We start from the raw sequence: 12,227 nt of genomic DNA, 5'->3' as shown, positions 1-12,227 counted from the left end.
CCTCCTAAATGTTCCTTCATCGATGGTTTCCAAGGGACAAAAGCAAGGGCATCCCCCTTGCAATCCCATTTTGCCATACTATTCATGATACCATACTCAAATGGGAAATACAAGCATTTCTCCCACGGATTATTCATTCGATGCTCGCGGTTTGCCGCGTGCAAAACCAACGAATCTCTGCTATAATGAAGCCGTCTTTTCTATTGGATCGAAGGAGGCTGTCCATGCTCAAGAATCCCATGAACATCGTCAAGCTCGTCGCCCTCTTCCTCTCGTGCGCTCTCCTCTATGCAATCCACCTTGCCAATCCAACGTTTTTTCCCGAACTCTGGCAGGTCTTAAGGAGCGGCGATCTCCTTGCGACGGCAGAATACATCCGTTCTTTCGGCTCTTGGGCCATGTTCTTCAGTTTCTGGCTCGTGCTCTTCGTCAATGCCATTGGTTTTCCGCCCGCCATCATCTTCTCCACGGCGAACACCCTGATCTTCGGCATTGTGCCCGGCATCGTCCTCTCCGTCATCGCCGAGACCGTCGGCGTCACGATCAGCTTCCTGCTGCTGCGCTTTCTCTTCCGCGCCTCGGCAGAACAGCTGATCGCCAAGCACCCGCGGCTCAAGAAGGTCGACGCCTACAGCGGCAAAAACGGCTTCACCGTCATGCTCATCGCACGCATGGTGCCCTATGTCCCATCGGCACTCCTGAACGCGCTCGGCGCCCTGAGCGCCATCAGTCTTAGGGACTACGTCATCTCCTCCTTCGTCGGCAAGTTTCCCTCAACCGCCATCGAGGCGATCATCGGACACGATACCGTTCTCAAGAACCCAGACCCAACGCGCCTCGTCCTCGTATGTATCGCAGCCGTCCTCCTCGTCATTGGCGCCTGGTACTACGAGAAACGCGTCGAAAAGAAGGCGGACGCCATGCAGAAAATCCTCGACGAACACGCAAAAATGCAAAAGAAAAAGGGGCTGCGACAAAATGCAAAATCCTGATGCATGGAAATCACTTCTTCGTTGCACGCGAATGATTCTGTTCTTAATCCCTCTTTCTGCACTGCGTGGCATAGGAACACCCCGTATAATCATTTGTAAATAAAACTGACCGCAAAAGTCCAAGAAGCCAAGCCCGAAGGGTGCAGACCGATTGGCAAATTTTCATTAAAGACGGCGCACGACTGTCCACAAAGTGGACGTTTGTGCGTATAACTTATCGCAGAAGGGGCTCCTCCGCAGACTCTTTCGAGTCTGCGGAGGAGCCCCTTTGTTATTTAGAACCGTGCCATTTAACCTCTTCTTCACTTCCCCTCTCCTATTTGAAGAAGATCGATTTACCGATGAATTCGCGCAGGAGCGAATTGTTCGGAATGTCGTATTCCTCCGTGATGTCAGAAAAGCAACGGCAGAAATCGAGCAAGCGGTTCGCCTTGGTGTACTCAGGCACATCACGCGGCACCATCTCAAGAAGCGGCACGGCGTAGCGCTTCAATACAGCAAGCTCATAAATCAGAGCCGAATTGAACATCGCATCCGCCTCCTCTTGAAATGGAAAGATGTTCTTCTCCTCCCCCGCACGCACATCAGGCCACTGACGCAAAGTCTTCAAGGCATAGGCGCCACGGAACTGATAGTCGCGCACCATGCGGCGAAGAAGCCGTGCATCTGTCGTCGGTATGCGGTTGTGCGCGTCGATATTGAGCTGCGTCAAAGCGCTGATGTAGATTTTAAACTTCTTGCCTCGCGGCACAGAGGCGGTCAATGCCTCGTTGAGGCCATGGATGCCCTCGACGATCAACGGCGATGTCGGCGCGATGGAAAGATGCTCCGATCCCACCTCGCGTTTCCCCGTGAGGAAGTTGTAATGCGGCAGGATAACTTCCTCGCCATTCAGCAAGCGCACAAGATGGTCATTGAACAGCTCGACATCGAGTGCGCCGATATTTTCAAAGTCATACGCCCCGTCCTTCGTGCGCGGCGTATCCTCCCAGTTGCGGAAGTAGTCGTCAAGCGAGATGGAAACCGGCTCGATGCCGTTGACGCGAAGCTGGATGCGCAGGCGCTGAGCGAACGAGGTCTTGCCCGAAGACGACGGCCCCGCAATCAAGATGAGACGCAGTTCCTTGATGTTCGATGCAATATGATCGGCAATCTCGGCAATCTTCTTTTCGTGCAGAGCCTCCGATACATGGATGATGTCAGCCACCTCACCGCGACGGATATAACGGTTGAGATCAGATACATAGTCACAGTGCAGGACACTCGCCCAGCGCTCCGCCTCCATGAGGATGCTGCCGAACTTCGGCTGCTCCTTGAACGCAGGCACGATCTCAGGCGCGCTCGGTTCCGGCGTACGCAGCAGCACGCCGCCCGGCATGGCATCGAGAGCGAACTTATCCAAAACGCCCGTCGCAGACACCATCGGGCCAAACAGATAGTCATAAAACTCGCCGCAGTAGTAAAGGCTTGCCTTCTCTGTCTCAAGAGACATGACGAGATTCGCCTTTTCAATCTGCTCTGATTTCTTGAAGAGCTGCACGACTTCCTCTCTCTGCAGGCGCTTCTTGACGATCGGACGGTTCTCTGCAACGATCTCGCGCATGCGCTGCTCCAACGCACGCACCACGCTCTCTGTCACATCGAACGGCGACTGTATGGCACAATAAAGCCCCTTGTGCGCTGTGAACTGTACGACGACCTCCGTCTCGGAATAAAGTTCCCGCACCGCCATGATGAGCAAGAATACCACAGATCGGCGATAGATGCGCCGTCCGAACTCGCTCCTCGTATCAACAAGCTCGATCGTATGAAAATCTCCGACAGGCGTCTGCAAATCGCGCAGCACATTATCCACACGCGCTGCCACGATAAGCGGCTCCCCTTTTTTCTGCACCTCCTGCGCAAGCTCCAACAGCGTCATTTCGGCAGGAAGCTCCCGCCCCATTCCCTTCTCCCAGCGCATATCTCTTCCTCCTACCATCCTGTACAGTCAAACGACAAACTATAAGGGATTCCTATAAAAAGAAATGGCTGAAAAGCACGCCGAAAGCGTCCATTTCCAGCCATTGATAGCAACATAAGAATCCATGAGTCATAATTTCCTAAAAAATCCAAAGAACAATCTGATATGCCAATGCCCCCATGACAGCCGTACACGGAATCGTCAGCACCCATGCCACAAGCATCTGCTGCGCAACTCCCCAACGCACGGCACGAATGCGCTTCGCCGTGCCAACGCCCATGATCGATCCGGAAACAACATGTGTCGTACTGACGGGCAGATGCAGAAGCGTCGCCGAAAAGATGACGATGGAAGAATTGAGATCGGCAGCGAAGCCGCTGATCGGCTCAAGCTTGAAGATCTTACCGCCAATCGTGCGGATGATGCGCCAGCCGCCGAGCGCCGTGCCGCACGCCATCGCTGCCGCGCATAGAAACTTCACATAATCGGGAACCTCAAAGCTCGACAGATAGCCGCCAGAAAGCAACGCCAAAGTGATGATACCCATCGACTTCTGCGCATCGTTCGAGCCATGTGAGAAAGCCATGGTCGCAGCCGAGAGAATCTGCATCTTTTTGAAGCGCCCGTTGAGCGCCGACGGTGCGAAGCGGCCAAACAACAGAAAGAGCACTGTCATGACAATGAAGCCGGAAAAAATCGCCAAGAGCGGCGACGCGATCAGCGACAAGACGATCTTGCCAATGCCTATAAAGTTCAGTCCCGTGCTTCCCGTGGAAACGAGCACAGCACCGATAATGCCGCCGACCAGTGCATGTGAAGAGCTGCTTGGCATCGCCACATACCAAGTGAAAAGATTCCAAACGATCGATCCCATGAGAGCTGCTATGATGATATGTTCATCAACCATTTCCGCGCTCGCAACGATGTCGCCGCCAATCGTCTTTGCAACGCCCGTGCTGTAAATCGCACCGAGGAAGTTTAAAGCAGCCGCCATGATGATGGCATGTGCGGGCTTGATGGCGCGTGTCGAAACGGACGTGGCGATGGCATTTGCCGTATCATGAAAACCATTGATGAAGTCAAAAAGCAAGGCAAGCACGATAACCGTCAGTATAAGAAACTGCAGCTCATGCATACTTCATCACCACGCCGCGCACCATGTCCGCGACCTTCTCGCAATGATCGAGTGTATCCTCCAGATATTCCAGAAGATCCTTCCATTTGATGAGTTCGATGGGATCTTTGAGATTCTCAAAGAGATTGGCGACCTCATTGCGATAGACGCGATCCCCTTCGCTCTCCAAACTGCTGATGCGGTGCGTACACTTTAAGATCTCATTCTGGTTCTTTTTCACATGTTTCAAGAGCTTGAACGCCTTCATCATCTCCTCCGTACATTCGATGAGGAGTTTCGTGAGGGCGATCGCGCTGTCACGAACACCAGCGATATGATACATGACGACGCGCTGCAGCGTGCCCTGCAGGAAATCAACGCCATCGTCCAAGCCGTTGGCGAGTGCATAGATATCCTCACGATCGATCGGCGTGATGAATGTCTGGTTGAGCTTGTCAATAATCCTGTCATTGACGGCATCGGCCTCATGCTCAAGATCGATGATCTCGCGCATCTTCGCTTCCGCCTTGCTGTAGTCCTGCATGACCTCATCCATCATCACAGCGCATTTATGGAAATACTGGGCGCTTTCGAGGAACAAGTCGAAAAACTCCGAGTCCTTGTTCTTGAAATTAAACATCTGTTTCCTCCCAGAATACAGTAATCATCGACTCTTTCGCTATCACTATATCACTATTTTACGGATAGAGCAATATTTCATTTCTTTTTCTCTCTCGGCGCGGGCAGCTCCTCATACATCGCACGCACCAACTCACTCAAAAACGCCTTATCATCCAAACGATCCACCAACAGCATTTCCTTCGCCCCCTCATAAGGCAGTTCATACGCTGCATCCGGCATATGCACAACAGCTGCCTCGACCGGCTTCACAAGGAATCGATCATCGTAAATTCCTCCGAAGATTTTTTTCTTATAATATAGGATGTACTCGCCCATCATAGCACGATAGGAAATATCTTCCAAACTGGATAGCTGTTCCAATACGAACTCCAGATACTCTTTCGTCGATGCCATAAACCTTCCTCCATCAACATGACTTCCTCATCACTCCACATTCAGCCCCACATCGTCCCTGAGCTGTATAGCTTCTCCCACATGCTTCGCCTCGATCGTCGCCGCCCCGTCAAGATCGGCAATCGTGCGTGCGACCTTGATGATGCGGTCATACGAGCGTGCTGATAAATTCATGACTTGGAATGCCTGTGCCAAGAGATTTTGTGCATCAGGTTCAAGGGTGCACGTCTTTTTCAAAATCGCATGACTCATCTGCGCGTTGCAGAATATGCCCCATTCCTGCAAGCGCTCCATCTGAATCTCTCGCGCAGCCAAGACGCGCTCCCGAATCACAGCCGAAGATTCCGCCTTCGCCACAGATGTCATATCCTCGTACTTGACGCGCGGCACATGGACATGAATGTCGATGCGGTCGAGCAGCGGCCCCGAAATCTTCCGCGTGTAGCGTTTGATCTCGTTCGGCGTGCAGTCGCAGCTCTTCTCCTTATCGCCAAAATAGCCGCACGGACAAGGATTCATTGCCACGACCAAAATGATACGAGAGGGAAATGTCAAAGTCGCATTGACGCGTGCCACGGTCACAGCGCCGTCCTCCAACGGCTGGCGCAGAACTTCCAGCGTCGACTTGCCGAACTCAGGCAGCTCGTCGAGAAACAGCACGCCGTGATGCGAGAGCGTCACCTCGCCCGGACGCGGGATGCTGCCGCCGCCGATCATCGCCACCGTCGACGTCGTATGATGCGGACTGCGAAAGGGACGCGTCTCGACGAGACCGCTGCCGTCCTTCAAGAGCCCCGCGATGCTGTAGATCTTCGTCACCTCAAGCGCCTCCTGCCGCGTCATCGGCGGCAGAATCGACGGCAGGCGTCGCGCGAGCATCGTCTTGCCCGAGCCCGGCACGCCGACCATCAGGAGATTGTGCCCACCCGCCGCCGCGATTTCCAAAGCACGCTTGGCGAAGAACTGCCCCTGCACATCGGCAAAGTCATCCGAAGGCACTTCTGTATCACACGCCGCAACAGGTGTCGCTTCCAATGGAAGCAATTCCGCCTTGCCCAAGAGAAAATCATACAGCTCGCGCAAACTTTTCGGCGCATACACGCGGATGCCATCGACGAGCAATGCCTCACTGCCGTTGCCCGGCGCAACGAAGATTTCCTTAAAACCATGCTCCTTAGCCCCGACCGTCATGGACAATACGCCACGCACACTCCGAAGCTCCCCTTCCAACGAAAGCTCCGCTGCAAACAAGGCGTGCTCGATGCGCTCTGTCGGAATCAACCCATACGCCGCCAACAGCCCGACGGCAATCGGCAGATCCAGCCCCGAGCTGTCCTTTCGTATGTCCGCAGGCGCAAGATTGATCGTCACCCGCGCAGGCTTGAGCTTCACGCCCGTATTCTTGATCGCCGTGCGCACACGCTCACGCGATTCCTTCACCGCCGTATCAAGAAGCCCGACGATGTCGAACGCAGGAAATCCATAAGAAACATCGACCTCGACGTCGATGATCTTCCCATCCACCCCGAAAGTCACCGCACCATACGATTTAGCAAACACAAGGCTGCACCTCTTTTTTGTTAAGCGAGATTGACTGTCACCCGCTCCTTCGACTCCTTCACCGACGTATCGGGAAGCCCCATCAGCGCAAAGCCCGGCAACCTTGGGGACACATCCACTTCAACATCAATGATCCGTCCATCAATCCCAAGGGTCGACGCACCATAGGTCTTTGCAAACAACGGTCTTCCCTCCCACGTTTCAAATATAAGATTATTCGTTCGGATCAAGTCTATTTTGCAAAAAACGGAGCAAACTTTAATCCAACGGATACTAAACAAGCATATAAAGATTCAATCTGTTCCAAAAGAGATTAATTAAATACTCTTGGACTTTGTTTCATGCTTGACAATCATATTGCTCTTGTAAGTAACATCATATGACTGAAAAAACTAATCTCTAATTTTTTCGGATAAATATGCAATTAATTCTTCGAGTTCATCAGTTTCATTCTTCATAATATATTTTACAACAAGTTCTATAAGCTCTTCTCTATCTTTGCGCATAGATCGCAATTCATTAAGTAAATATCCATAAAGTATTTTTCCATCTGTATCATCTTCTTTATTTTTTCGTTTATATTCTCTTAGGATGGCATTTAAAGGATTTTTTTGAAAGACATAGTTGTCAAGTAGAGAAAACAAATCACTGTTTACTTTTACAAACAAGTTATTACGAAGGAATTTTTCCAGACTTTTTATCGGCAAATAATCAAGTTTAATCCCACTATATTTCTTGTTGTTACTAATGAATGCAGGAACCTCTGATTTTATATCACGATCAAGAACTACTGCAAGTTTGGTGCTTTTCATCAAAAGACTTGAAGAAAGAACATCATAGGCCATTATTATTGTGTTTGTCCAGCCCCCTGTCGGAAGAACTTTTATTCGGATATTTTGAAGTAAATTTTTTTCGATTAGAATCCTCTCAATTATGAGTTTCGCCAAATCATCCTCAACAAGGATTACCATATCGTTCCCATAGCCGTCATCACTATATAGATTCCTCGTTGCATAAGCAGGGTAACACGGGTTATTTATCGAAAGTGAATCATCCACATTATACTGGAGATAGTAAATATTCTGCGCTTTAATTTCTCGAAGCAACTCAATTGAATGTGTCGAGAAAAAAATCGCTAAATCTATTTCTTCCGCTATTCTCTTTAAAAATAATACTAATCGTCGAAGTGCAGAAGCGTGCAATGCCAATTCTATCTCATCTAAAAAAACTATACATGGCCAACCATCATTACGTTGCTTCTGCTTGTTATATAGTATATTTAAGGAATGCAAAATACTAATCAATAAATTCTCGCCCGTTGACATTCGTGCTTGGTTAATTAATTCGCCTTTACTTGTTCGATAGAAGTATGGATCGCCTGTTAATTTCTTTGCCTTGGTAATTGCTCTTTTTAAAATAAACAGTTCTTTGTAATAATCACTGTCATTATGTAAAATCTCCCCCAAGTTTTCTCTCACAAACTCGTCGGCAATAGACATATCTTCAAATTTAAGGTTATCTAAAATGTGAATTACAGAAAATCGAGTATTTCTAAATCGATTTCCAAAAATTATGCTTCCTTCGTAAAACCCTCTAAGTTTCATTTTGATATCAGAATTTTTCGACCGCCATTGTTTATTTGAAAATACCCAGCCACGAGTCGCCGCTCCCATTGTGAATTTAATCGAAGCATTTTCTGGTCTACCAAAATAGTCATTCATAGGCATCCAGTAAAAAACAGTTGATGCACATGCTATTAGCGTGCTTTTTCCTGCACCGTTTTCCCCAGTGATTGCGTACAGACCTTTATCTAACGGAAAGTCAATTGTTAAATTAGTAATATTTTTTATATTTTGTATTTTCATTGTCAAATTCATTTATTTATTCCCCATTTTACGCTGACACTTCCAGATGTATTTCATCTGTGAGTTAATTACAATCTTGGTTTATTATAAAAATTATATCACAGTTTCATAAATATTGCACAGCTACTCTATACCATTTCGATGAATAATACGCTTCAACAGCAATCTCAATCCCGCCTTTGAAAACAACGGTAATCTTCCCATCCTCCTTGACCACAATGTGATCGAGCAGTCCGCCCCATAGCTGCTCGTCAAACTCAACCTGTTCCCCGTTGATACCATATACCACTTGAATCATGCTCTCCAAGGTATTTCTCTTGCCGTCCCTCTCGGCAATTCGCTCATCCAACCTCGCCAGATGCGCCTGCTTTTCCAGATAGCGTGCGCGAATCTCATTTTCCTGTTTCAGATATGCCGTCTGATCCTGTACCACCCGCGCATTCTCGCGAATCAGTGTTTCAAGGCGTTCTGCCAAGACACCGAGTTCCTGCTCTGTTCTATTACGCTCCTCAGTCAGCTCCACCGTTTGGCAAACGTCGTCAATCAATGACCGAAGTTCCACAATCACCTTCTCTTTGACCTCCACCAAGGAGTTCAAAGCATTGACGAAAATCTGTTTGATTTCCTCTTCCGACAAATGCCTTGTGTTGCACGGCTTTCCCTTGCTAGCATATTTCTTGTTGCAGCGGTAGATGACCCTGCGGTATTTGTCGGTCGAATGCCAAACCTTCGCCCCGTAGTAACCGCCGCAGCAGCCACATTTGATTTTGTTCGCAAAGATGCTCACGCCGCTGTGCTTGCCGTTCTGCTCTCTGCGTTTTATCTCGGATTGCACAAAGTCGAACAATTCCGGCGAGATAATCGCCTCGTGGTGCTCCTCCACATAGTACTGCGGAATCTCGCCCGTGTTCTTTCGTCGCGTCTTATCGAGGAAGTCCGCCGTGTACTCTTTCTGAATCAGTGCATCGCCACGGTACTTCTCGTTGGTAAGAATCGAGCGCACCGTGGAAATGTACCACTTATCCTTACACGACGGGGATTTGATACCGTGCTTTTCCAATTCTTTGGCAATGGCATAGAAGGAGCGTCCGCCGACGAATAGCTTGTAGATGAGCCTTACGATTTTCGCCTGTTCTTCGTTGATTTTGAAGTCCTTGTCATAGCCGAGGAATGCGCTGTAGCCCACACTGGTCTTACCCTCGGCAAACTGCTTCCGCTTGCCCCATGTGGTGTTCTCCGAGATACTGCGGCTTTCCTCCTGAGCTAGGCTGGACATAATTGTTATGAGGAGTTCTCCGCGCGAATCGAACGTCCATATGTTCTCCTTCTCGAAGTAAATCTCTACGCCATGTTCCTTGAGCTTACGGACGTTTTGGAGTGAATCTACGGTGTTTCTTGCAAATCGGCTGACGGACTTGGTGATGATGAGGTCAATCTTGCCTGCAAGGGCATCCTCAATCATCTGGTTGAAGCCATCGCGCTTCTTGGTGTTCGTGCCGCTTATTCCCTCATCGGAGTACATGCCGACGAAATCCCAGTCGGCACGACTCTCAATGTAGTTCTTGTAATGTGCCATCTGCATTTCGTAACTGGAAGCCTGTTCTTCATGGTCAGTCGAAACTCTGGCATATCCTGCCGTCCTACGCCGTCTTGGTTCTGCCGTAACCTCAGAGCGAAAGATTTTAGGGCTTGCTGGGATGACTCTCACTGTCTTTGCCATCGGTATGCGCCTCCTTCTTTGAGTTGAAATATGATTTCTTCCGTGTCTATTTCAATCCGAGCAATATCTTGCACAATCTTGCCCTCGTAGCCATCGCCCAAGAGTGAAATCGCCGCTTGCTGTAGTTCGGATTCGAACAATCTCCTCAGTTGGCATTTTGTGCGTGGCTGACTGCAAGACCACACCTTAGTTCCCTTCGTCCATGTATCGCGCTCACACTTGCTGCCGCAGGAGGCGCAGTAGACTTTGTTCGTGAATGGATTGCTGCCACGCTGCCCGTTGTAGATGCGGGCAGTCTTTTTTATGCGACCATTTGTTAGGTGAAATTCCACACAGTCACCGTGAATGACAATCTTGGACACCTTGCGCCTGAGTTTAGCGACATCGAAATCATCCTTTTCCATGACGGTTCTGACCGCAGCAACAAGCTCCTCTTCTTTGATCGGACGGCTGTCGCAAACATCAATCCCACGCCGTTCCCTTGTGTTGCAGCCCCATCGTCTATACTTCCCTGCGGTTCTTCTGCTGAATCCACCTCCGCAGCATCCGCATTTCACCATTCCGGAAAACGGAAGAAGAACAGGATTCCGATTGCTAGACTGCGCGGCTCTCCGTTTCCGTATCTCTTGTGCCTTATCGAAATCACCTCGGCTTATGAGCGGCTCAAACATTCCTTCCACTAGATACATGGGAAGTTCGCCTTTATTACGCTTCCGTCTATGACCTTCCGTGATATAGTTTTTCTGCAGAGCCATCGTTCCCGTATAAGAAATACTTGAGAGAATATCCTTTACCGTGGTCTGCTCAATTGCTCTTCCCTGCCTACCCGTGATTCCACGCCCTGCAAGCGTTTTGGCGATGGCATACGCAGATTCCCTGGCAAGGTATCTTCGGTAAATCTCCTTGACGATCTCGCCCTCATGCGGAACTATGCGGAACATCTCACCATCCCAAATATAGCCATAAGGCGCTTTGTGACCATTCGGAATCCCCTCAGAGAATCTTCTTCGCACGCCCCATCGGATGTTGTCACCGATACTCCTGCTCTCTTCCTGCGCAAAGGATGCGAGCAGCGTCAAGAGAAGTTCTCCGTCCTCCGACATGGAATCAATGTTCTCTCGCTCGAAGCGAATGGCAATTCCTCGTTCTTTCAAATGCCGCACGGTATGCAGGCAATCCACGGTATCTCGTGCAAAGCGGCTGATGCTTTTGACGAGCACCAGATCAATTTTCCCGGCATCACAGTCTGCAATGAGTCGCTTGAACGCATCTCTTTGGGCTGTGCTCGTCCCCGTGATTCCTTCGTCCGCATATACACCGGTATATTCCCACTCCGGATTCTGCTGAATCAGCGCACTGTAGAAACTTACCTGCGCCGCCAGAGAATGGTGCAGTGTGTCCACAGAAACACGGGCGTATGCCGCTACGCGCAGTTTCGGACGCATGGCGGGAGCGCTTCGTTCAATCTTCCGTATTTTCATCTCATCCGCTCCTTTCCATGCCTATATTCCCGTACTATCCGCACGATAGCAAGTCTATATCGGAAAATAAACCGCCAATGACAGGACGGTATTTCTCGCGCATTTTCGTTTCAAAATCGAGATATTCTTCTCTCGACAGAACTTCCTTTTGCACCATTTTCCATGCGGTGCGCATGGTCATCTGATAGATGATTTCCCTTTTTCCAGCTTCCTTGCTCATTTGATTACACACTCCCTTCATTAAAAAGAGGACAGATACAGCTGGTGTGGTCACCACTTGATCAAAAAAATAAGCCCGGCAAGTTTCCCCCGCCGGGCTTCGTTCCTTTATCCGAGCATTTGCTTTTCCCGTATCTCCTTCATGGCTTCCTGCAGCTTCTTCGGTACGGGAAGCCCCATTCTCGCTGCGTGTCCTACGATGGAGATGCCCTCGTTGGACAGGTAGAAGAAGATCACCGCCGAGCGCAGGACGCAGCCGCTGCCGATGATGTGGACGT

Annotated in this window: 12 protein-coding genes; 1 reads left to right on the top strand and 11 read right to left on the bottom strand. The window is 49.6% G+C overall.

The features are described from left to right. Positions 1-224: 224 nt before the first annotated feature. Entirely contained in the window at positions 225-992 is a 768-nt protein-coding gene (locus RWS31_RS08005) for a TVP38/TMEM64 family protein (protein ID WP_314597371.1), read from the top strand. 316 nt (positions 993-1,308) lie between these two features. Here the strand turns inward: RWS31_RS08005 and RWS31_RS08000 are convergent, their stop codons facing one another. The 11 genes from RWS31_RS08000 to RWS31_RS07950 form a co-directional block, all read right to left on the bottom strand. After that, a complete protein-coding gene (locus tag RWS31_RS08000) occupies positions 1,309-2,955 on the bottom strand; it encodes a nucleoside kinase (protein ID WP_314597369.1) in 1,647 nt (548 codons plus the stop codon). Positions 2,956-3,094: 139 nt separating this feature from the next. Beyond that, complete coding sequence (locus RWS31_RS07995) at positions 3,095-4,090, bottom strand: inorganic phosphate transporter (RefSeq protein WP_009646076.1); 996 nt, start codon at positions 4,088-4,090, stop codon at positions 3,095-3,097. Beyond that, positions 4,083-4,709 (bottom strand): DUF47 domain-containing protein, encoded by a 627-nt coding sequence (locus RWS31_RS07990; RefSeq protein ID WP_009646011.1) that lies wholly within the window; start codon positions 4,707-4,709, stop codon positions 4,083-4,085. The genes RWS31_RS07995 and RWS31_RS07990 overlap by 8 nt, the downstream gene beginning before the upstream one ends. 77 nt (positions 4,710-4,786) lie before the next feature. Then, positions 4,787-5,104 carry a TfoX/Sxy family protein gene (locus RWS31_RS07985; protein WP_314597367.1) on the bottom strand — a complete coding sequence of 106 codons (318 nt, stop codon included), beginning with the start codon at positions 5,102-5,104 and terminating at the stop codon, positions 4,787-4,789. 30 nt (positions 5,105-5,134) lie between these two features. After that, positions 5,135-6,664 (bottom strand): YifB family Mg chelatase-like AAA ATPase, encoded by a 1,530-nt coding sequence (locus RWS31_RS07980; protein ID WP_314597365.1) that lies wholly within the window; start codon positions 6,662-6,664, stop codon positions 5,135-5,137. A gap of 20 nt (positions 6,665-6,684) precedes the next feature. Next, a complete protein-coding gene (locus tag RWS31_RS07975) occupies positions 6,685-6,846 on the bottom strand; it encodes a magnesium chelatase domain-containing protein (RefSeq protein ID WP_399553744.1) in 162 nt (53 codons plus the stop codon). A gap of 210 nt (positions 6,847-7,056) precedes the next feature. Then, complete coding sequence (locus tag RWS31_RS07970; protein ID WP_314597363.1) at positions 7,057-8,541, bottom strand: AAA family ATPase; 1,485 nt, start codon at positions 8,539-8,541, stop codon at positions 7,057-7,059. Positions 8,542-8,635: 94 nt separating this feature from the next. Then, the gene (locus RWS31_RS07965; protein ID WP_314597361.1) at positions 8,636-10,249 is read right to left on the bottom strand and encodes a recombinase family protein; all 1,614 of its coding nucleotides are present in this window, start codon (positions 10,247-10,249) and stop codon (positions 8,636-8,638) included. Continuing rightward, a complete protein-coding gene (locus RWS31_RS07960; protein ID WP_314597359.1) occupies positions 10,234-11,730 on the bottom strand; it encodes a recombinase family protein in 1,497 nt (498 codons plus the stop codon). Before RWS31_RS07960 ends, RWS31_RS07965 begins: the two co-directional genes overlap by 16 nt. Before the next feature lie 34 nt (positions 11,731-11,764). After that, the gene (locus tag RWS31_RS07955; protein ID WP_314597358.1) at positions 11,765-11,950 is read right to left on the bottom strand and encodes an SHOCT domain-containing protein; all 186 of its coding nucleotides are present in this window, start codon (positions 11,948-11,950) and stop codon (positions 11,765-11,767) included. A 107-nt stretch (positions 11,951-12,057) separates the two neighbouring features. Further along, the coding region (locus RWS31_RS07950) for a phage holin family protein (protein ID WP_314597698.1) at positions 12,058-12,227 on the bottom strand (170 nt) is incomplete at its 5' end.

The sequence above is a fragment of the uncultured Selenomonas sp. genome (assembly GCF_963528755.1).
GTDB lineage: Bacteria > Bacillota > Negativicutes > Selenomonadales > Selenomonadaceae > Selenomonas.
Note: the sequence above shows the minus strand (reverse complement) of the source record. Positions and strands in the feature narration are given on the sequence as shown.